Here is a 19,709-nt window from a genome sequence, read left to right as displayed (position 1 = left end):
CCGGCCGGCGTCAGAACACGCCAAGCGCCAGTCCCGCGGCCAGCGCGGCGCCCAGCTCGCGGCATTGCGCAAGGTCCTCGGCGCTGATCTGCTTGGGCCGCGCGATGGCCTCGGGCGTCTGCGCATGGGTGCACACGATCAATGCCGGCGCAACGGAGCGCAGGCGCCAGCCGGTTGCGATGCGGTCGATCTGCCGCGCGGCGTTCTGGCCGTCGCTGCCAGCGCACACCAGCGTGGCGTAGGGCCGGCCGTTCACGCGGTCGAGCGCGGCGTAGTAGCAGCGGTCGAAGAAGTCCTTCATCAGCCCGGCCATTGCGGCGAGGTTTTCGGGCGTGGCGAACACATAGCCGTCAGCGCCCAGCACGTCGTCGGGCTGGGCCTGCGGCGCATGCAGCAGGCGCACATGCACATCGGGTTCGCCGCGCGCGCCTTCGGCGGCGGCCTGCGCCATCTGCGCGGTGCCGCCGGTCATGGTGTGGTAGACCACGAGCAGCGTCTTGGAAGTCATGCCGCCCAGCATAGCGGCCCGGCCCGATGACGGGCGAATTCAGTCGTCCTTGCCCCTGGAGCGGTCGATCCGCGGCGCTCTCAGGCGGCGCCCTGCGTTCACGACGGATTTGTTACTCACCACTGCGCTACGGAGTGAATAGAGTGGTCGCCAGGCGCCATCCGAGGCGCCCCCGAAGGAGCGGCGATGACCGGCAAGACAAGCAAGAAAGGCCCCGGTGGGCATCTGGTACTGCATCCCATGAACTGCGACGCGCAACCTTCAGGCCGCGTCGCTCAGGCACTCGACATCTATCGAAGCATTGCTTCTTGCAGTCGCCACCTGGCTCGGAGCGACGACGTCCACGCGCTCACAGCGGCGGTCATGTTGCCCTGCTACCAAGCGCAGTTCTACAGGCTGGCGCGCGAATTCACTCGTGCGGAGGCGAACGAGCTGGCGTCGATCCTTGGGCGGATTCGCGACTCCCAGCAGCTATCCATCGCCCCCGCACCCGTCTCGCTGTAGCACGAGCTGGAGTTGCGGCCCTAGCGACTTCAGCAGCTGGGTCGGCAATGCGCTCGTGAACCGATAGCGGGCCGCATAGGGTTCGTGCACGTAGGCCATGATGGTGCCGAAGTAGCGGTCGCCGATCATGAAGACGAAAGTGGCCGAGCGGTCGATCTTGCGCTCCGAGATCACCCGCCCGCCGCGGCCGATGCGTTGCAAGCGGTGGTCACCGGTGCCGGTCTTGCCGCCGATCTCGATCACGCGGCCGTCCGCGTCCTTGAGCGCACCCTGGAGCCGCCCGGCGGTGCCGCCGTGCACCACTTCGACGAGCGCGCCGCGTACCGTCGCAGCCACCTCGACGGACATCACGCGTTCGACCCTCGCGTTGCGCGGCTCGAGCCGGGTCTCGTAGGGCGTGTCGCGCGCGAAGTGCAATGCGCCGACCCGCTGCGTCGGCAGGCGCACACCGTCGTTGACGATGATGCCCATGAGCTCCGCCAACGCGGCCGGCCGGTCGCCAGACGCGCCGATCGCGCTCGCGTAGGAGGGCGTGAGTGATGCGAACGGGTAACCCAGCCGCTGCCAGGATTGATGGATTTGCGCGAAGGCGTCGAGCTCGATCAGTTCGCGCACGCGCCTGTCCTGCGCGCCCTTGTGGCGCGTCTTGAAGAGCCAGGCGTAGGCCTCCTGGCGTTCGCGCGTGCTGGCGTCCAGCACCTCGGTCAGCGACGCGCCAGGGTGACGCCGCAGGTAGCCGACCAGCCAGAGCTCGAGCGGATGCACGCGCGCGACATAGCCGCGATCCGCGAGCGACAAGCCGGCGTAGGTGGTGCGCAGCGCCCGCAGTGCGCGCGGCGAGGCAGCGCCGCGGCCCGTCTGCCGTATCAGCAGCGCGTCGAGCTGCGCCTCGTCGGCCTCGGGCTCGATCGTGAACAGCACGCTCGCCAGGCGTGGCGCCGACGGCCTCACGCCGCGCAGCAGCAGTGCCTCGGCGCCCGCGGCGGGCTGACGCTGGTACTTGCGATAGAAGCGCACGAGGTAGGCCGAGCCTTCGCGGTCGGCGAAGCGCGCGAGCATTTCGCGCCGGCCCAGGTCGGTCGAATCCTTCAACATGCGCTCGGCATTCGATTCGCCGCCGTACATCCGGTGGCGCACCAGATCGCGCATCAGGCGGATGAACACCAGGTTGACCGAGTGCTTGAAACCCTCTCGCACCGTCATCGAGCTGCCGCCCTGAGAGCGCTCGAAGTTTGCGAACTGGTGCATGCCGCCGCCGGTGAAGAAGGCCTCCGACGGGCTCGCAGAGTACCGGCGCTGCATGGCGGCCTCGAGCATCGGCGCGAGGCTGCGGTCCTTGGCGCGCAGGAGGTATTGCCGCGCCCAGGCGCCCAGCGGATCGCGCGGGCTCACCGCCAGCGCCGACAGATCGACGGGGCTCAGATCGGCCCAGCGCGCGTGCAGCTCGGCGACGAGCTCCAGGTAGCTCACCAGGGTGCGCAGCTTGGCCGTCGAGCCCATGTCCAGTCGCGCGCCCTGGTTCACGTCGAAGGGCTGGTCGATGTTGTCTGCCTGGATGCGCAGCAGGTTCGCGCGTGCGCCGCGCTCGAACAGCGTGAAGCTGTAGACCAGGGGGGCGGGGTCCGCGCCGGGGTCGAGCATGTGGAAGCCGACCAGTCCCGCCGCCTTCGCCGCGGCGGGCGTGCGCAGGCCGGCGAGGATTCGCGCCACCAGCGCTTGCGCCTCGCCGTCGAGGCTGGTTTCCGCCTCGAGGTCGAGACGCTCGAGGTCGTAGGCGCGCGGTACGTCGAGCAAGGTGGAGATGTGGGTGCGCAGCGCGCTCACGGCCTTGCGCTGGACGAAGTCGGTCCTCGGCGCCGGCGGCAGCTCGGGCTGCAGGCGCAGGGGCAACGGCAGTGCCGCATCCCGAAGCGGAGGCGATATCACGCCGGCTTCGGCCATCAGCCGCAGATAGCTGTCGGTCAGCCGCGTCAGGCCCGTGCCGTCGCCGAGCAGATGCTGCGACGGGCGGCGCTGCGCGATCATCAGCGACAGCGCCTGCTTGAAGGCTTCGGCCTGGCGCTGGAGCGCTTCTTCCGCGGGCGCGGCGCTTTCGTCGTAGTCGGCGAGCAGGCGGTTGACTTCGCCGAAGTCGCGGCCGTACCAGGCCCACAGCCCGTCGCCCAGGCCGTGCACTTCGCCGATGCCGGGGCGCGCGGCCAGAGGCACCGTATCGAGATAGTCGACGACGATCTGGCGGCGCCGCACCAGCGTGTCCTCGCCGTCCAGGTAGGCGCGCAGCGAGGCCGAGGTCATCTGGCGCAGCTTCTCGCCGATGGATGCGGTGCGGCCGTGGGGGGAATGGCGGTACTTCTCGATCTGGGTCGCCAGCGTGCTGCCACCCGTCGCCGCCTGGCTGGGGTCAACGGCCCGGAGCGCCTGTTCGAGCGCGGCCTTCGCGAAGCGCTCCGGATCGATCGCGGGGTTGCGCTGCGGCGGCTGCGTGTCGAGCAAGTGGCGGTCCTCGACGAACAGCATCGCGCTCACCAGCAGCGGCGGAACCTCCTCGAAACGCTCGTACACGCGCATCGGCACGCGCGTGTGCAGCAGCTTTTCATCGCGGCAGTCGCGCACGGTCAAGCCGGCCTGATTCTTCTCCCGGTAGGGAATGAAAAGCTTGCGCTCCTGCAGTTCGATCAGCCGCGGCGACATGCGGGCCTGGCGGGTGATCGCGAAGCCCAGGGGCTCCAGGCGCTCGATGAAGCCTGGCAGCTGGTCGTAGCCCAGCCGCTCATCGTAGGGCCCGGTATGGGGGAAGCGGATGGCATCGCTGGCACCGGCGTCGACGCTGAAGCGGGCACCGCTGGCGAGGTCGCGCCACAGGGCCGATTGCAGCCGGGACGTCTTCAATTCGTCCACCGTGAATGAGACAAGCGCACCCACGGCGGCGAGCCCAGCGCCGATCCAGAAAACCTTCTTGATCCATGTCATGCCCTGCCCTGCCTCGCACGCAGTCCGCACCGTGGTGCTCGTCAAACAGGATGATGCGCTTTCCGCAGCCACTTGGCTCGTGCTTGACGGCCTTCAATGTTGTAAAAAATTCCATGCGAAGCACGATCCAGGCGCCCGTCGAAGGCGAGCCAGGGCGTGCGGCGCCCCCCTTTTCGAAGTGGTCATTGCGGCGCAGCAAAGCATGCGATCGAGGATCCCTCGACCGGCCCGGCACCGCAAGTCAGGCCGCAAGTGCCGGATAGTCGGTGTAGCCCTTTGAACCAGGGGTGTAGAACGTCGCCATGTCTGCGGCATTCAGCGCCGCTTCGGCCCGCATGCGCTCCACCAGGTCGGGATTGGCGAGGAACGGGCGGGCGAAGGCGATGAGATCCGCCTGGCCTGCCCTGAGCGCACTTTCGGCACGGGCGCGATCGAAGCCGCCAGCGAGGATGAACAAGCCCTGGAACGCACCGCGAAGCCGGGACTTCAATTCGGCAGGCACCGACGGCGCGCCCATTGCTGAATGGTCGAGCAAGTGGATGTACTGCAAGCCAAGCCTCGACAGTTCCTGAGTGAGCGCCAAGTACTGAGCGTCGACGTCGGGGAACGCGCCCGTGCTGTTGAACACGCCGTAGGGCGACACCCGTATCCCGACGCGATGGGCACCGACGGCGGCCGCAGTGGCGCGGGAAACTTCAAGCGCGAAGCGATTGCGGCCTTCGATGCTGCCACCGTAGGCGTCGGTGCGCAGGTTCACATTGGCGTTCAGGAATTGCTCGATCAGATAGCCGTTCGCGGCGTGCAGCTCGACACCGTCGAATCCCGCTTCGATGGCCAACTGCGCTGACTTCGCATACTCGTCGACGGCATGGGCGATGTCGGTCGCCGTCATCGCTCGCGGGGTGCTGTGCGGCTGCATGCCCTGTGAGTCGGTGTACATCTCGCCGGGGCACGCCATGGCCATCGGCCCGAGAACCTCCGCGCCTGCTGGCAGGTTGGCCACGTGAGTCACGCGGCCGGTGTGCATGAGCTGCGCGAAGATCTTGCCGCCCTTGGCGTGGACCGCGTCGGTGATCGTCTTCCACCCACGCACCTGCGCACCGTTGAAGAGTCCGGGGATGCGGGGGTAGCCCAGGCCATTGGGCGAGGGCGAGGTGCCCTCGCTGACGATCAGGCCCGCCGAAGCACGCTGGCCGTAGTACTCGGCCATCAATACGTTGGGGGTGTTGGCATCGACGGCACGGCTGCGCGTCATCGGTGCCATGACGGCGCGGTTGGCGAGTTGAATCGACGCGGCGGTGAGAGGTTCAAACAGCATGAGGGTCCTTGAGTGAGTGCAGGTCGTTCGAGACTTTGTCGTTGGCAGGGAGTGGGGCGCAATCGAATGGGGGCCTCAGGAGGCTTGTGGCAGGTAGCTGGGCCTGGCCGCCGTCATCCCGCGCTTCACTTGCAGCGTGAGTTCATCGGCCAGCACCTCGTCGAGGCCCGACTCGAGTCCATCGAGCGCGCGCTTGACAATCTGCTCAGGACTGGACTTCGGGACATCGAACCCGTGCGTGAGGTCGGTATCGACGTAGGCCATGTGCAGTGCCAGCACCTGCGTCTTCTGCGCCGCCAGTTCGTGGCGCAGGGCATTGGTGAGCGACCAGGCGGCGGACTTGCTGGCCGAATAGGCGGCCAGTTCGCCGCCGTTCACCCATGAGGCGACCGACAACACATTGAGCAAACCGCCGCCGCCGTTGGCCTCGAGAGCCGGTGCAAAGGCCCTGCTCACGCGCAACATGGCGAAGAAGTTGGTCTCGAAGATGCGTCGCGCGACCTCTTCGCTGTCCGGCGCAAGAAAGCCTCCGGGCTGGGCAATGCCGGCGTTGTTGATCACGAGCGTCACATCCGACGCTCGCTCTGCGGCGGCCGCCACGTCGTCTGACCTGGTGACGTCAAGTCGCAGGGGCTGAACACCCGCCTGCATGACGGCCGCGGGGTCGCGCGTTCCGGCGTAGACCTTGCGGGCACCGCGGGCGAGCAACTCGCGGGTGAATGCCAAGCCGATGCCACGATTGGCACCGGTGACGAGGACAACAGCGTTTTCAATCTTCACAATGAAACTCCATGGTTGGGGAGAAAAGACTCACTTGATCTGGACGACGACCTTGCCCTTCGCGCGGCCTGCTTCGACGTAAGCCAGGGCCTCGTTGGTCGACTCGAACGGAAAGACCCGATCGATCACAGGTCGGATGGCCTCAGCTTCGATGAGTCGGGTGATCTCGCGCAGTTGGCTCCCATTCGCCTTCATGAAGAGGAACGAATAGCCGATGCCTCGGCCTTGCGCCTTTCGCCTGACGCCTGAGCTCATCAGCCACATGACCAGTTTCACGAATCCGGGGGCCCCGATATCCTTGCCGAATTCGGGGTCAGGCGGTCCCGAGATGGAGATGAGCTTCCCACCTCGTTGGAGCACGCCAAGAGACTTTTCGAGGGTCTTGCCATCCTGGCTGTTCAGGACCACGTCGTAGTCGCGCAAGACGTCCTCGAAGTCCCGCGTCTTGTAGTCGATGACGACGTCTGCACCCAGGCTCTTCACGAGCCCGACATTGGCAGTGCTCGTCGTCGTGGCGACAGCTGCGCCCAGATGCTTGGCCAACTGGATCGCGAAAGTGCCTACGCCGCCGGAGCCTGCCTGAATGAAGACCTTTTGCCCCTTCTTCAGGTTGGCCTTCTCAATCAGTGCCTGCCATGCCGTCAAGCCCACCAGGGGAATGGAAGCGGCTTCCTCCATCGTGAGGTTCTTCGGTTTAAGGGCAAGCGATGCCTCCTTGACCGGGACGAACTGGGCGAACGCGCCGATCCGGAAATCATCCGGCCGGGCATAGACCTCATCACCCGGCTTGAACTGCTGCACCCGTGGTCCCGCCTTGACCACGACACCCGCCACATCGTGTCCCAGGATGAGCGGCAGGCGATAAGGCAGGATGAGCTTGAACTCTCCGTCCCTGATCTTGGCGTCCAGCAGGTTCACGCCGGCGGCATGGACCTCGACCAAGACCTCGTCATCGTGCAGTTCCGGAGTCGGCATCTCTGTCGACCGCAACGCGCGCTTTTTGCCATAGCGTTCCAGGACAAATGCCTTCATCAGTCTTCCTTGTTCCTGGTGCACCCGCATGAATCGCGTCGTGAGACTGCGGGGGCCTGGTTCATGGCGGTGAATGGGGGGAGATTGCGTGGGCTGCGGGGCATTGTCACATGATGATCATCATGTGAATAGACGAAAAAATAAGCACGATCCATCGGTGGCTTTCAGTGACCCGCAGCGATCAGGTGCTTGAGCGCGGCCTCGCGCAATTCGTCAGACAGATCTGGCTCATCGACTGCGCGTGACAACAGCAAAGCGCCCACCATGGTGGCGATGGTCACGATGGCCCGTTCGTGGGCACCGGGCTGTCCCCAGTCCGGCGACTGGCGGGCTACCAGGTCGATCATTTCCTTGATGTGGCGCGTCGTCACTCGACGCACATCGGAAGCCTGGCGTGACGTCTCGGAGCCCAGCGCGGCAAGGGGGCATCCCGTGTCGACCTGCTCACAGTGCTCCCTGGAGAGATAGGCGCTGAGCATGGATGCCAATGCCATGCCGCGGGGCACGCTGGCCACAACGTCGGCCACGGCGGCAGTGGACTCCGCGCATGCCCTGCCTGCCGCTTCGGCCAACATGGCCTCACGTGAGGTGAAGTGGGAATAGAAGGCGCCATGGGTCAGGCCGGCCTCCTTCATGATGTCCGCGACCCCGGTACCGTCGTATCCGCTGCGACGGATCGCCCGGGCGGCCACGGCCACGATGCGTTCGTGCGTGGCATCCTTGGCTGCGGCTCTGGCATTGGGCTTTCCTTTTCGCATGATGCGCATCATACAGTTCTCGGAGGCCAGTGACCCGATTCCGGGAATACCCTCAGGGCATTTCGGTGAATCTTGCCTACATTGCTTGTATGCAAGACAACGTGAAGCTTGCATGCAAACCTACACAGGGAACCCCCATGCCACGTTTCGCCAAATCGCTCTTCGGTCAGGTGGTCATCGCGCTGGTGCTCGGCGTCGTCGCGGGCCTCTTCTTTCCCGACTTCGCCGTCAAGCTCAAGCCGCTCGGCGACGGCTTCATCAAGCTGATCAAGATGATCATTCCGGTGCTGGTGTTCTGCGTCGTGGTGCATGGCATCGCCGGCGCGGGCGACCTGAAGCGCGTCGGCCGGGTCGGGGTCAAGGCGCTGATCTACTTCGAGGTGCTGACCACGGTCGCGCTGGCCCTCGGACTGGTGCTGGCCTTCGTCTTCAAGCCCGGCGTGGGCATGAATGTCGATCCGTCGAAGCTCGACCCCGCGGCCATGAGCGCCTATGCCTCGAACGCCGACAAGCTGACCAGCGGCGGCACGGTCGAGTTCCTGATGAAGCTGATCCCGACCACGGTGGTCAATGCCTTCGCGACCGGCGACGTGCTTCAGGTGCTGCTGTTCGCGGTGCTGTTCGGCTGCGCGCTGTCGCTGCTCGGCGAACGCGGCCGGCCGGTCGGCGCGGTGGTCGATGCGCTCTCGCTGGTGCTGTTCAAGATCATGGGCATCATCATCAAGCTGGCGCCGCTGGGCGTGCTGGGCGCAATCGCCTTCACGGTCGGCCAGTACGGCATCGGCTCGCTCAAGCAGCTCGGCATGCTGGTCGCGCTGTTCTATTTCGCCGTGCTGTTCTTTGTCTTCGTGGTGCTCGGGCTGGTGATGCGCTTCTCGGGCTTCAGCCTGGTCAAGCTGCTGCGCTACCTGCGCGAGGAACTCACGATCGTCTTCGCCACCACCTCTTCGGACAGCGTGCTGCCGCAGATCATGGCCAAGCTGCGCCACATGGGCATCCGCGACTCGACCGTGGGCCTCGTGATCCCGACCGGCTACTCGTTCAACCTCGACGCCTTCTCGATCTACATCACGCTGGCAGCGGTGTTCATCGCCCAGGCGACCAACACCCCGATCTCGATGGCCGACCTGCTGACCATCCTGGCGATCGCGCTGGTCACCTCCAAGGGCGCGCACGGCGTACCGGGCTCGGCGATCGTGGTGCTGGCCGCCACGCTGCACGCGATTCCGGCAATCCCGGCCATCGGGCTGGTGCTGGTGCTGTCGGTCGACTGGTTCATGGGCATCGCCCGGGCGCTCGGCAACCTGGTCGGCAACTGTGTCGCCACGGTCGCGATCGCCGCCTGGGAGGGCGACATCGACCGCGAGCGGGCCCATGCGGTGCTCAACGGCACCCACTCGCCCGAGGACGAGCCGCTGGCCGAGCCGGGCTCGCCGGCCGCCGTTTCGGCAGCCCATTGAGCAAGCCGATGACCGACGTCACGCCCACCCACATCGCCGAACGCGTGGTCGAGGCGATCCTGGCGCAGAAGCTCGCGCCCGGCGAGCGGCTCGGCGAGCAGGCGCTGGCGGAGAACTTCGGCGTCAGCCGCACCATGGTGCGCGAGGCCCTGATGCAGCTGCAGGCCCGCGGCTTCGTGGAGGTGCAGTCGCGCCGGGGCTGGTACGTCGTGGAACCCTCGGCCGAGGAAGCGCGCGATGCCTTCGCGGCCCGCCGCATCGTCGAGGCCGGCATCCTGGCCGAAGCCGGGCGGCCGCTCTCGAAGGTGATCCGCAAGCTGCGCGAGCACATCGCCGACGAGAAGCGCGCCATCGCAGGCGCCGACGCTGCCACCCGCGCCTTCCTGCTGGCCGACTTCCATGTCTGCCTGGCCGACCAGATGGGCCACCGCCTGCTCTGCGACGTGCTGCGCGACCTGACGGCGCGCACCACGCTGGCGGCCACGCTGTTCCAGTCGAAGCACGAGGCGGCCGAATCCTGCGCCGAGCATGCCGCCATCGTGGCGGCGCTCGAGGCCGGCGATACGCCGCGCGCCCGCCAGTTGATGCTGGACCACATCGGCAATGTCGAGCAGGCGCTGCAGGTCGACGTGGCGACCGGGCCCGATGCCGACGAGCGCCTGCGGGCGACACTGGCGCCGCTGGCATTGCCTCGCGGCCTGCGCTGACACCTCTGGCCTCAAGCGGGACGGCTGTTTCGGCTACAGTCGATCCGGCATGAATACCCCAGCCCTGCAGCGCGGCACGCTCCTCTTCCTGCTGGCGGCCGTCACGATCGCCTTCGGCTGGATCCTGCTCCCCTTCTTCGGCGCCGTGATGTGGGGCCTGGCGCTCGCGATCCTGTTCACGCCGATCTATCGTCGGCTGCTCAGGAAGATGGGCGGCCGGCGCAACCTCGCGGCCATCAGCACGCTGCTGATGGCCATGGTGGTGGTGATCATCCCGCTCACCGCGGTCACCGTGTCGCTGGTCGAAGAGGTGTCGCTGGTGTCGCAGAAGATCCGATCCGGCGACATCAGCTTCGCCAGGTATTTCCAGCAGGTGGTGGATGTGATCCCGAAGTGGGCGCTGAGCCTGCTCGACCGCTTCGGTCTTGGCAATGTCGATGGGCTGATCGCCCAGGTGTCGCAAGCCGCCGCGCGAGGCAGCCAGGTGATCGCCACGCACGCATTGGCGATCGGCCAGAACACCTTCGAATTCATCGTCAGCTTCGGCCTCATGCTGTACCTGTTGTTCTTCCTGCTGCGCGACGGCGCCGACCTGTCGACGAAGGTGCGCGAATCGCTGCCGCTGGCCAAGCCGCACACCCATTACCTGCTGAACAAGTTCACCACGGTGATCCGCGCCACCATCAAGGGCAACATCGCGGTGGCCGCGACGCAGGGCATCATCGGCGGCGCGACTTTCTCGTTCCTGGGCCTGCAGGGCTCGCTGCTGTGGGGCGTCCTGATGGCCTTCCTGTCGCTGCTGCCGGCCATCGGTGCGGCGCTGATCTGGACCCCGGTCGCCGTCTACTTCCTGGCCGTGGGCGCCTTCGGCAAGGGCTTCGTGCTGATCTTCGTCGGCGTCTTCGTGATCGGGCTGGTCGACAACATCCTGCGCCCGATCCTGGTCGGCAAGGACACGCAGATGCCCGACTACATGGTGCTGATGTCGACCATCGGCGGGATCGCGCTGTTCGGCATCAACGGCTTCGTGATCGGGCCGGTGATCGCGGCGCTGTTCATGGCGGCCTGGGACCTGTTCGCCTCCTCGAAAGAGGACAGCGGCAACGTGCCGCCCTTGCAGTAGGGAGCCGGGGCGTCGGCGTGGGGCACGCGCCGGCCCACGCCACGCGTTCATGGGCGCGCAATGCGGCGTTAGAAGAATTCGACTGGCCGGCACCGAGGGCCGCCGCTATCGTCTGGCCGAGCTTCAACACTCACGGCCCCGCAAAACAACGCTCCTGGAGACACATCATGAACCTGCCGTCGCGCCTGGGATGGGCACTTCTCGCTGCCTTCTTCTTCGCCGCACCCGCCGTCCGGGCGCAGGACAGCTACCCCAGGCAGCCGATCACCCTGGTGATTCCTTACGCGGCGGGCGGCCCGACCGACACCTTCGCGCGCGTGCTCGCCAGCGCATGGGGCAAGCAAATGAACGCCACGATGGTCGTTGAAAACCGCACCGGCGCAGGCACCATCGTCGGCACCGATACCGTGGCCCGGGCCAGGCCGGACGGCTACACGCTGCTGATGACCACCGTGGCGCACGCCGTGAACCCGGCCATCAACAAGAAACTGCCCTACGACACCATCCGGTCGTTCACCCCGATTGGGCTCGCCGCCAGATCGCCGCTGGTGCTGCTGGTCAACCCATCGTTCCCCGCCCGAAACATGCGCGAATTCATCGACTATCTCAAGGCCCATCCGGGGGAAGTCAGCTACGGCTCCGCGGGCGTGGGCAGTGCATCGCACATCGGCGCAGCGCTCCTCAACCACGAAGCGAACCTGCAGTCCACGCACATTCCCTATCGCGGCAACGGCCCCGTCAGCGCCGACCTGATGGGCGGTCACATCGGCTACACCTTCGACAGCGCGCCCACGGGCATTGCGCAGGCGAAGTCGGGCGCGGTCCGCCTGCTTGGCACGTCGATGAAAGAGCGCCTGCCGCAGACACCCGACGCGCCGGCCATCGCGGAAACGGTGGCGGGCTACGAGGCGTACACGTGGAACGCGGTGTTCGCGCCTGCAGGCACGGCCGCGCCGATCGTCGAGAAGCTGGCCCGGTCGCTGCGCGACGCCCTCGACGACAAGGAACTGAAGGCGAAGGCCTACGACATGGGTCTGCTGCTTGAAAAGAACCCTTCGCCCGCCGCACTCACCGAGTTTCTGGATGGCGAGATCCTGAAATGGGGCCGCGTCGCCAAGGCGGCCCAAATCGCCGCCGACTGATCTTCCGGGAACCCGACGCCATGGCTTTCGACTTTGCCGCCCACCGCATGTGCGAACAGCGCTACTTCGATGACTTTTCACTGCACGAGAAATTCGTCCTGCCCTCGCGAACGATGACCGATGCGCTGTTCGCGGCTTTCCAGCTGGCCAGCGGAGACAACCATCCGATCCACTATGACGCGGCGTACTGCCGCCGCCTGGGGATGCCGCAGATGCTGGCCCATGGTTTTCAGGTGCTGATCCAGACGGCGGCCGGCGCCGGCCTGTTCCCGCACATGGTGGAGGAATCCCTGAAGGCCTTCATCGAACAGTCCAGCCGCTTTCTGCATCCGGTGTTCGTGGGAGACACCCTCTACGCCACGCTTGAAGTGATCGAGCTCGTGCCGGGCCGCACGACGGGCGTGCTGGTCATGCGATCGAGCGTCGTCAACCAGGACGGCGTCGAGGTGCTCGAAGGAACGCAGAAGTACTTGCTGCGCAAGCGGCCGGAGGGAGCCGACCATGCGCTATGAACTGACCGATCTGCGTGTCGTCGTCGCTATCGCCGAGTCCCGGAACCTGACCGTGGCGTCGTCGGACCTCTGCCTCTCGGCGCCCTCAGTCAGCTACCGGGTGAAGCACCTCGAAGAAGCCATGGGCGTGTCGCTGTTCGTGCGGACTCAAAAGGGCATGGAGATCACGCAGGCCGGCGAAGTGGTGCTCAAGCACGCCAAGGCGATCCTGGCCGAAGCGGCTCGCCTCAACGGCGAACTGGTCGGATTCAATTCCGGCGTCAAGGGCACGGTGAGGGTCTTCGCGAACAGCAGCACCCTGCACCGGCTCACGCCCACGCTGGGGCGCTTTCTGTCGGCCTATCCCAGCGTCGATGTCGACCTTTCCGAGCGGCTCAGCGACGAGATCGTCGCCGCCGTGGCCGAAGGCGCCGCGGACCTCGGCCTCGTGGCCGGCCCGGTCGACCTGCGGCGGCTCGAAGCCGTGCACTACGCGGACGATGAACTCGTCTTTGCCGTCGCCGTCCACCATCCGCTGGCGGCCCGGCTACAGGTCTCGCTGGAAGATGCGCTGGCGTTCGACTTCATCGCAACGGGCCGCAAGACCAGCAACTTTCTCTACCTCTCGATGATGGCGTCGCGCCTGGGCGTTCAGCCGCGGGTGCGCGTCCACGCGCCGAATTTCGCGGCAGCGCTCCAACTGGTGGAGCAGGACGTCGGCATCCTGCTGATCCCCCGCTCCGTCGCGGCCGAAGTCCAGGAAGAGGCAACGATCGCCATCGTCAAGCTGGGAGAGCCGTGGGCGCTGCGGCAGCATCTGATCGTGTGTCAGAAATTCTCGGAACTCCCCAAGTACGCGCAGGCTTTCGCCGACCATGTCGTCCAGAAGTAACCCCCCTGCCCCCGCCGCGGCCATTCACTCCTCCTCCCCGATGACTTCACGCCAAGCCCCGCGCCCGCTCGATGGACTCAAGGTGCTTGCGCTCGAGCACGCCGTCGCCGCGCCGTTCGCCAGCCGGCAACTGGCGGACCTGGGCGCGCGGGTCATCAAGATCGAGCGGCCGGGGGTCGGCGATTTCGCGCGCGGGTATGACGAGACCGTTCGCGGCATGTCGTCCTTCTTCGTCTGGGCGAACCGCGGCAAGGAAAGCCTCTGCCTGGACCTCAAGCAGCCCGAGGCCGTGGAGGCGCTGCATTGCATTCTGAGTTCGGCGGATGTCTTCGTCCAGAACCTTGCGCCCGGCGCCACAGCTCGCATGGGCCTCGACTTCGGCGCGCTGTCGGCGCGCTACCCCCGCCTGATCGTGTGCGACATTTCCGGCTACGGAAGCACGGGGCCCGAACGCGATGCCAGGGCCTACGACCTGCTCATTCAGGCCGCTGCGGGGCTGATCTCGGTCACCGGCCCGGAAGATCGTCCGTCGCGCGCCGGCATATCGATCGCTGACATCTCGGCCGGCATGTACGCCTACTCGGGCATCCTGACCGCGCTCGTGCAGCGGTCGAGGACGGGGCGTGGCGAGCATGTGGAGGTTTCGATGCTCGAATCGCTGGCAGAGTGGATGTCGTATCCGCTCAATTTCAGCCACTACGGGGGTGCCGCACCGGTGCGCGCCGGCAGCTCGCATCCCGCCATCGCGCCCTACGGCCAGTACCCGGTGGGAGACGGGAGCAGCATCATCTTCGGTCTGCAGAACGAGCGCGAATGGTCGAGATTCTGCGAGGTGGTCCTCGGCTCCCCCGAGACCGCGACCCGGGACGAATTCGCCTCGAACACACAGCGCGTCGCCCACCGGGGCTTGCTGGACGAGCTCATCGTCAAGCGACTGTCCACGCTCGACCGGTCGGAAGCCCTCCGGCTTCTGGACGAAGCCCGGATTGCCAACGCGCCGATGAACACCATGGAAGATGTCTGGAACCATCCGCAACTGAAAGCACGCCAGCGGTGGCGAAGCGTCATGACGCCGGTCGGGGAGATCGACGCGCTGCTGCCGCCAGCGACCTTCTCGGGCTTCGAGGCGGCGATGGCCGCGGTTCCGGCGCTCGGCGAGCACACGGAGGCGGTCCTGCGGGAGCATGGCATCCAGCCACCGGGCAAGAGGGTCGCCAACGACACGCACTGACTTGCCGATCGACCGCCCGTCAGCGCTCCCACCAGCGTTCGCCGAACCTCCCTTGCAGGAAGGCGACGAAGCTCGACACCTTGCCCGGCACCAGCTTGGGCGAGGGGAAGACGGCATGGATCTCCTGCTCGGGCAGCGCGTGGTCGGCCAGCACTTCGCTCACCTGCCCTGACGCCAGCGAATCGCTCGCCACGTAGCGCGGCATCAGCGCGATGCCGAGGCCGGCGCGCGCGGCGGCCAGCACCGCCGAGACGTTGTTCGAGCGCAGGCGCCCCGATACCGGCACCGTGACCGGCTCGCCGCGCGGCGTGTGCAGGTGCCAGACGTCGTCGCCGACCACGCTGCTGTAGATCAGCGCCACGTGGGCGCTCAGGTCCTGGGCCTTCTTGGGCATTCCGTGCTTCTTGAGGTAGGCCGGCGCGGCCACCATGACCCAGGGATTCATGCCCAGGAAGCGCGCGCCGAGCGACGAATCGGCCAGCTTGCCCATGCGGATCGCGACGTCGATGCCCTGCGCCACCAGGTCGACATAGCGGTCTTCGAAACTGAGGTCGACCTGCACCTGCGGGTGGCGCGCCATGAATTCCAGCGCCAGCGGCACCACGATGCGGCGGCCGAAGGCGGTCGAGGTGCCGATGCGCAGCAAGCCCTGCGCCTGCGACTGCCGCAGCTGGACGATGCTCTCGGCCTCCTCGGCGTCGCGCACGATGGCCTTGCATTTCTCGTAGTAGAGCGCGCCCGATTCGGTCAGGCTGACGCCGCGGGTATTGCGGTTCAGCAGGCGCGCCTTCAGTCGCGCCTCGGTGGCCGCGACCTGCTTTGTCACGGTGGGCTGGGTGGTGTTGAACTCGCGCGCCGCCTTGGAGAAGCTCCCGGTCTCCACCACGCGCACGAACATCTCCATCGCCAACAGTCGGTCCATGGTCGGATGCTACTCACTTATTCCACCCAGGAATAGGCTTTATGGTCCAGCGCCCCCTTCTGCTGACGGCCCCGAATTCCTACAGTCGAGCTCAACCCAAGGAGACTCGCATGGCAAAGATGACCGCGGCACAGGCCGCCGTGCTCGTGATGGAAAAGGAAGGCGTGACGCAGGCCTTCGGCGTTCCCGGCGCCGCCATCAACCCGTTGTATTCCGCGCTGCGCAAGCAGGGCAGCATCGCCCACATCCTGGCCCGCCACGTCGAAGGCGCCTCGCACATGGCCGAGGGCTACACCCGCGCCGTGGCCGGCAACATCGGCGTGTGTATCGGCACCTCCGGCCCGGCCGGAACGGACATGATCACAGGGCTCTACTCGGCCTGGGCCGACTCGATCCCGATTCTCTGCATCACGGGCCAGGCGCCGCGCGCCCGGCTCTACAAGGAAGACTTCCAGGCGGTCGACATCGAGTCGATCTCCAAGCCGGTCACCAAGTGGTCAGTCACGGTGCGCGAGCCCGGCCAGGTGCCTCAGGTGTTCCAGCAGGCCTTCCACCTGATGCGCTCGGGCCGCCCGGGCCCGGTGCTGATCGACCTGCCCTTCGACGTGCAGATGGCGCAGATCGAGTTCGACATCGACACCTACACGCCGCTCGCGCCCTACAAGCCGGCCGCCACGCGGGCCCAGGTCGAGAAGGCCGTCGCCATGCTCAACGCGGCCGAGCGCCCGCTGATCGTGGCCGGCGGCGGCATCATCAACGCGGATGCCAGCGACCTGCTGGTGCGCTTCGCCGAAGCCACCGGCGTGCCGGTGGTTCCCACGCTGATGGCCTGGGGCGCGATCGCCGACGACCATCCGCTGATGGCCGGCATGTGCGGCCTGCAGACCAGCCACCGCTACGGCAATGCGACCATGCTGGCTTCCGACTTCGTGCTCGGCATCGGCAACCGCTGGGCCAACCGCCACACCGGATCGGTCGAGGTCTATACCAAGGGCCGCACCTTCGTCCACGTCGACATCGAGCCGACGCAGATCGGCCGCGTGTTCACGCCCGATCTCGGCATCGTCTCGGATGCGAAGGCCGCCCTCGAGCTCTTCGTGCAGGTGGCCGAGGAGATGAAGGCCCAGGGCCGGCTGCCCGACCGCCGCGAATGGGCCGGCGAATGCCGCGACCGCAAGAAGACGATGCTGCGCAAGACCAACTTCGGCGACGTGCCGATGAAGCCGCAGCGCGTGTACCAGTGCATGAACAACAACTTCAGCCACGACACCTGCTACGTGAGCACCATCGGCCTGTCGCAGATCGCGGCGGCGCAGTTCCTGCACGTCTACAACCCGCGCCACTGGATCAACTGCGGCCAGGCCGGACCGCTGGGCTGGACCATTCCGGCGGCGCTGGGCGTGCGCGCGGCCGACCCGGGCCGCAAGATCGTGGCGCTCTCGGGCGACTACGACTTCCAGTTCATGATCGAGGAGCTGGCGGTGGGCGCGCAGTTCAAGCTGCCCTACATCCACATCGTGGTGAACAACTCCTACCTCGGGCTGATCCGCCAGGCGCAGCGCGGTTTCGAAATGGACTACTGCGTGCAGCTCGGCTTCGACAACATCAATGCCGGCGAGGACAGCGGCGTCGAGCGCAGCTACGGCGTCGACCACCTCAAGGTGGTGGAAGGCCTGGGCTGCAAGGCGATCCGCGTCTACAAGCAGGAAGAGATGACGCCGGCGATCCAGCGCGCCGAGCAGCTGATGGCCGAGTTCAGCGTGCCGGTGGTGATCGAGGTGATGCTCGAACGCGTGACCAACATCGCGATGGGCACCGAGATCGACGCCATCAACGAGTTCGAGGCGCTGGCAGAAGGCCTTGAAGACGCGCCGACGGCGATTGCCGCCGCCATGCTCGACTGAAACCTTGCGGGACAGACCAGGAGACAAACACATGCCCAAGTTCGCAGCCAATCTGACGATGCTGTTCAACGAGCTGCCGTTCATGCAGCGCTTCGAGGCCGCCGCGAAGGCGGGCTTCCAGGCCGTCGAATACCTGTTCCCGTATGCCTTCGACAAGAAGGAACTGGCCGCCGCCCTGCGCGACAACCAGCTGGCACAGGTGCTGCACAACCTGCCGGCCGGCAACTGGGACGGCGGCGAGCGCGGCATCGCCTGCCACCCGGACCGCACGGCCGAATTCCGCGAGGGCGTGACCCGTGCGATCGACTACGCGACGGCGCTGGGATGTCCGCAGGTCAACTGCCTGCTCGGCAAGCTGCCCGAGGGGGTGGCACCGTCCGATGCGCGCAAGGTCGTCGTCGACAACCTGCGCTTCGCGTCGAAGGAGTTGCAGAGCGCGGGCATCCGGCTGCTGATCGAGCCGATCAACACCTTCGACATCCCGGGCTTCTACCTGAGCCGCACCGACCAGGCGCTGGCCCTGCTCGACGAAGTCGGCTCGCCCAACCTGCGGGTGCAGTACGACATCTACCATGCGCAGCGCATGGAAGGCGAGCTCGGCAACACGCTCACGAAGAACATGGCGCGCATCGGCCACATCCAGCTGGCCGACAACCCCGGCCGCGGCGAGCCGGGCACGGGCGAGATCAACTACCCATGGCTCTTCAAGCACATCGATTCGCTGGGTTACGACGGCTGGATCGGCTGCGAATACAAGCCGCGCGGAACGACCGTCGAGGGCCTCGGCTGGCGCACCGCCCTCACCTCCTGAGAACTGATGAAAGAAACCAAAGCAATGTCCAGCACCACCCAAAAGATCGGCTTCATCGGCCTCGGCATCATGGGCGCCCCGATGGCGGGCCACCTGCTCGAAGCCGGCCACCAGCTGTTCGTCCATACCCACGGCAAGACCCCCGAGCCCTTTGCTTCTCGCGCCACGGTCTGCGCCAGCGGCACCGAGGTCGCGCGGCAGGCCGACATCGTCTTCATCATGGTGCCGGACACGCCGGACGTGGAGAAGGTGCTGTTCGGCGAGGCTGGCGTCGCGGCCGGGCTCTCCAAGGGCAAGACCGTGGTCGACTGCAGTTCGATCGATCCGATCGCGACCAGGGGCTTCGCCGCCCGGATCGCCGAGCTCGGGTGCGCCTACGTCGACGCCCCGGTCTCGGGCGGCGAGGTCGGCGCCAAGGCGGCCAGCCTCACGATCATGTGCGGCGGCGACGAGAGCGACTTCGGCCGCGTGCGGCCGCTGCTCGAGAAGATGGGCAAGAACATCACGCTGGTGGGCGGCGTCGGCGACGGCCAGGTGTGCAAGGTGGCCAACCAGATCATCGTCGCGCTCAACATCGCGGCGGTCGGCGAGGCGCTGGTGTTCGCCTCCAAGGCCGGGGCCGATCCGGCCAAGGTGCGGCAGGCGCTGATGGGCGGTTTCGCGTCGTCGCGCATCCTCGAGGTCCATGGCGAGCGCATGATCAAGCGCACCTTCGCCCCGGGTTTCCGCATCGCGCTGCACCAGAAGGACCTGAACCTTGCGCTGCAGGGGGCTCGCGCGCTGGGGGTGGCGCTGCCGCAGACCGCGAGTGCGGCGCAGCTGATGAACGCATGCGCGGCGCTGGGGTACGGGCAGGAGGACCACTCGGCGCTGGTGCGGGCGCTGGAGGCGATGGCGCAGCATCCGGTGGCGCCGGACGCTGGCTGATTGAGATCGGGGCGGGGGCTTGCCGGCGTGGGCGGGCGTCGGCGGCGGGCGGTAGGCCCCGGGCCGGCCGACGTCACCGGCCGCTTCGCGGCTGCCCTGCGCTGCTCGCGGTACGCGGGGTCTCGCTCAAACTCGCTCCGCTGCGCTCCACTCAAACAGTCGCGAGCCCTGATCCGCGCACCGCTGCGCTGCTCGGCGGTGCCTCAACGGCCGGCCCGGGGCCTACCGC

18 protein-coding genes are annotated in these 19,709 nt (G+C 66.9%); 11 read left to right on the top strand and 7 right to left on the bottom strand.

Going from position 1 to position 19,709, the window contains the following annotated elements; all coding sequences use genetic code 11:
* Positions 1 to 10: 10 nt before the first annotated feature.
* On the bottom strand, positions 11 to 508 hold the full coding sequence (locus AC1D2O_RS21430) for a flavodoxin family protein (protein ID WP_478086905.1): 498 nt from the start codon (positions 506 to 508) through the stop codon (positions 11 to 13).
* A gap of 186 nt (positions 509 to 694) precedes the next feature.
* On the opposite strand from AC1D2O_RS21430, the gene AC1D2O_RS21425 reads away from it, so the two are divergent.
* Entirely contained in the window at positions 695 to 1,012 is a 318-nt protein-coding gene (locus AC1D2O_RS21425; RefSeq protein ID WP_478086907.1) for a hypothetical protein, read from the top strand.
* Here the strand turns inward: AC1D2O_RS21425 and AC1D2O_RS21420 are convergent.
* The 5 genes from AC1D2O_RS21420 to AC1D2O_RS21400 form a co-directional block, all read right to left on the bottom strand.
* Positions 980 to 3,982: a transglycosylase domain-containing protein gene (locus tag AC1D2O_RS21420; protein WP_478086908.1), complete on the bottom strand. Its 3,003-nt coding sequence runs from the start codon at positions 3,980 to 3,982 to the stop codon at positions 980 to 982. The two genes, AC1D2O_RS21425 and AC1D2O_RS21420, sit on opposite strands and share 33 nt — an antisense overlap.
* 241 nt (positions 3,983 to 4,223) lie before the next feature.
* Positions 4,224 to 5,300 carry an alkene reductase gene (locus tag AC1D2O_RS21415; protein WP_478086910.1) on the bottom strand — a complete coding sequence of 359 codons (1,077 nt, stop codon included), beginning with the start codon at positions 5,298 to 5,300 and terminating at the stop codon, positions 4,224 to 4,226.
* Positions 5,301 to 5,375: 75 nt separating this feature from the next.
* A complete protein-coding gene (locus AC1D2O_RS21410) occupies positions 5,376 to 6,080 on the bottom strand; it encodes an SDR family oxidoreductase (RefSeq protein WP_478086911.1) in 705 nt (234 codons plus the stop codon).
* Between the two features lie 30 nt (positions 6,081 to 6,110).
* On the bottom strand, positions 6,111 to 7,112 hold the full coding sequence (locus AC1D2O_RS21405; RefSeq protein ID WP_478086912.1) for an NADP-dependent oxidoreductase: 1,002 nt from the start codon (positions 7,110 to 7,112) through the stop codon (positions 6,111 to 6,113).
* 164 nt (positions 7,113 to 7,276) lie between these two features.
* Positions 7,277 to 7,882, bottom strand: coding sequence for a TetR/AcrR family transcriptional regulator (locus AC1D2O_RS21400; protein WP_478157868.1), 606 nt, complete (start codon positions 7,880 to 7,882; stop codon positions 7,277 to 7,279).
* Positions 7,883 to 8,007: 125 nt separating this feature from the next.
* Between AC1D2O_RS21400 and AC1D2O_RS21395 the strand changes: the two genes are divergently transcribed.
* From AC1D2O_RS21395 to AC1D2O_RS21365, 7 genes are all read left to right on the top strand, one after another.
* Positions 8,008 to 9,330: a C4-dicarboxylate transporter DctA gene (locus AC1D2O_RS21395; protein WP_478086916.1), complete on the top strand. Its 1,323-nt coding sequence runs from the start codon at positions 8,008 to 8,010 to the stop codon at positions 9,328 to 9,330.
* 8 nt (positions 9,331 to 9,338) lie between these two features.
* A complete protein-coding gene (locus AC1D2O_RS21390) occupies positions 9,339 to 10,037 on the top strand; it encodes a GntR family transcriptional regulator (RefSeq protein WP_478086918.1) in 699 nt (232 codons plus the stop codon).
* Between the two features lie 49 nt (positions 10,038 to 10,086).
* Entirely contained in the window at positions 10,087 to 11,160 is a 1,074-nt protein-coding gene (locus AC1D2O_RS21385; protein ID WP_478086920.1) for an AI-2E family transporter, read from the top strand.
* A 167-nt stretch (positions 11,161 to 11,327) separates the two neighbouring features.
* A complete protein-coding gene (locus AC1D2O_RS21380) occupies positions 11,328 to 12,302 on the top strand; it encodes a tripartite tricarboxylate transporter substrate binding protein (RefSeq protein ID WP_478086921.1) in 975 nt (324 codons plus the stop codon).
* Positions 12,303 to 12,322: 20 nt separating this feature from the next.
* Complete coding sequence (locus AC1D2O_RS21375) at positions 12,323 to 12,814, top strand: MaoC family dehydratase (RefSeq protein WP_478086922.1); 492 nt, start codon at positions 12,323 to 12,325, stop codon at positions 12,812 to 12,814.
* A complete protein-coding gene (locus AC1D2O_RS21370) occupies positions 12,804 to 13,685 on the top strand; it encodes a LysR family transcriptional regulator (protein ID WP_478086924.1) in 882 nt (293 codons plus the stop codon). The genes AC1D2O_RS21375 and AC1D2O_RS21370 overlap by 11 nt, the downstream gene beginning before the upstream one ends.
* 40 nt (positions 13,686 to 13,725) lie before the next feature.
* The gene (locus AC1D2O_RS21365) at positions 13,726 to 14,916 is read left to right on the top strand and encodes a CaiB/BaiF CoA transferase family protein (protein ID WP_478086925.1); all 1,191 of its coding nucleotides are present in this window, start codon (positions 13,726 to 13,728) and stop codon (positions 14,914 to 14,916) included.
* Between the two features lie 19 nt (positions 14,917 to 14,935).
* Here AC1D2O_RS21365 and AC1D2O_RS21360 read toward each other — a convergent pair whose 3' ends face one another.
* Positions 14,936 to 15,838, bottom strand: coding sequence for a LysR family transcriptional regulator (locus tag AC1D2O_RS21360; RefSeq protein WP_478086926.1), 903 nt, complete (start codon positions 15,836 to 15,838; stop codon positions 14,936 to 14,938).
* A gap of 110 nt (positions 15,839 to 15,948) precedes the next feature.
* Here AC1D2O_RS21360 and gcl point away from each other — a divergent pair, with 110 nt between their 5' ends.
* From gcl to AC1D2O_RS21345, 3 genes are read left to right on the top strand one after another with little or no spacing between them, the layout of a single operon-like run.
* Positions 15,949 to 17,742 carry a glyoxylate carboligase gene (gene gcl, locus AC1D2O_RS21355; protein ID WP_478157867.1) on the top strand — a complete coding sequence of 598 codons (1,794 nt, stop codon included), beginning with the start codon at positions 15,949 to 15,951 and terminating at the stop codon, positions 17,740 to 17,742.
* Positions 17,743 to 17,773: 31 nt separating this feature from the next.
* A complete protein-coding gene (hyi, locus tag AC1D2O_RS21350; RefSeq protein ID WP_478086929.1) occupies positions 17,774 to 18,553 on the top strand; it encodes a hydroxypyruvate isomerase in 780 nt (259 codons plus the stop codon).
* 24 nt (positions 18,554 to 18,577) lie between these two features.
* On the top strand, positions 18,578 to 19,480 hold the full coding sequence (locus tag AC1D2O_RS21345; RefSeq protein WP_478086930.1) for a 2-hydroxy-3-oxopropionate reductase: 903 nt from the start codon (positions 18,578 to 18,580) through the stop codon (positions 19,478 to 19,480).
* Positions 19,481 to 19,709: the final 229 nt, after the last annotated feature.

The organism is Variovorax sp. P1_G12 (assembly GCF_056405555.1).
This window is presented reverse-complemented; position numbering and strand designations above follow the sequence as displayed.

What these genes read in the sequence shown, in the direction of transcription:
- AC1D2O_RS21430 (WP_478086905.1), bottom strand. Translation starts at nt 508, where the DNA reads ATGACTTCCAAGACGCTGCTCGTGGTCTACCACACCATGACCGGCGGC.
- AC1D2O_RS21425 (WP_478086907.1), top strand. Translation starts at nt 695, where the DNA reads ATGACCGGCAAGACAAGCAAGAAAGGCCCCGGTGGGCATCTGGTACTG.
- AC1D2O_RS21420 (WP_478086908.1), bottom strand. Translation starts at nt 3,982, where the DNA reads ATGACATGGATCAAGAAGGTTTTCTGGATCGGCGCTGGGCTCGCCGCC.
- AC1D2O_RS21415 (WP_478086910.1), bottom strand. Translation starts at nt 5,300, where the DNA reads ATGCTGTTTGAACCTCTCACCGCCGCGTCGATTCAACTCGCCAACCGC.
- AC1D2O_RS21405 (WP_478086912.1), bottom strand. Translation starts at nt 7,112, where the DNA reads ATGAAGGCATTTGTCCTGGAACGCTATGGCAAAAAGCGCGCGTTGCGG.
- AC1D2O_RS21400 (WP_478157868.1), bottom strand. Translation starts at nt 7,882, where the DNA reads ATGATGCGCATCATGCGAAAAGGAAAGCCCAATGCCAGAGCCGCAGCC.
- AC1D2O_RS21395 (WP_478086916.1), top strand. Translation starts at nt 8,008, where the DNA reads ATGCCACGTTTCGCCAAATCGCTCTTCGGTCAGGTGGTCATCGCGCTG.
- AC1D2O_RS21390 (WP_478086918.1), top strand. Translation starts at nt 9,339, where the DNA reads ATGACCGACGTCACGCCCACCCACATCGCCGAACGCGTGGTCGAGGCG.
- AC1D2O_RS21385 (WP_478086920.1), top strand. Translation starts at nt 10,087, where the DNA reads ATGAATACCCCAGCCCTGCAGCGCGGCACGCTCCTCTTCCTGCTGGCG.
- AC1D2O_RS21380 (WP_478086921.1), top strand. Translation starts at nt 11,328, where the DNA reads ATGAACCTGCCGTCGCGCCTGGGATGGGCACTTCTCGCTGCCTTCTTC.
- AC1D2O_RS21375 (WP_478086922.1), top strand. Translation starts at nt 12,323, where the DNA reads ATGGCTTTCGACTTTGCCGCCCACCGCATGTGCGAACAGCGCTACTTC.
- AC1D2O_RS21370 (WP_478086924.1), top strand. Translation starts at nt 12,804, where the DNA reads ATGCGCTATGAACTGACCGATCTGCGTGTCGTCGTCGCTATCGCCGAG.
- AC1D2O_RS21365 (WP_478086925.1), top strand. Translation starts at nt 13,726, where the DNA reads ATGACTTCACGCCAAGCCCCGCGCCCGCTCGATGGACTCAAGGTGCTT.
- AC1D2O_RS21360 (WP_478086926.1), bottom strand. Translation starts at nt 15,838, where the DNA reads ATGGACCGACTGTTGGCGATGGAGATGTTCGTGCGCGTGGTGGAGACC.
- gcl (WP_478157867.1), top strand. Translation starts at nt 15,949, where the DNA reads ATGGCAAAGATGACCGCGGCACAGGCCGCCGTGCTCGTGATGGAAAAG.
- hyi (WP_478086929.1), top strand. Translation starts at nt 17,774, where the DNA reads ATGCCCAAGTTCGCAGCCAATCTGACGATGCTGTTCAACGAGCTGCCG.
- AC1D2O_RS21345 (WP_478086930.1), top strand. Translation starts at nt 18,578, where the DNA reads ATGTCCAGCACCACCCAAAAGATCGGCTTCATCGGCCTCGGCATCATG.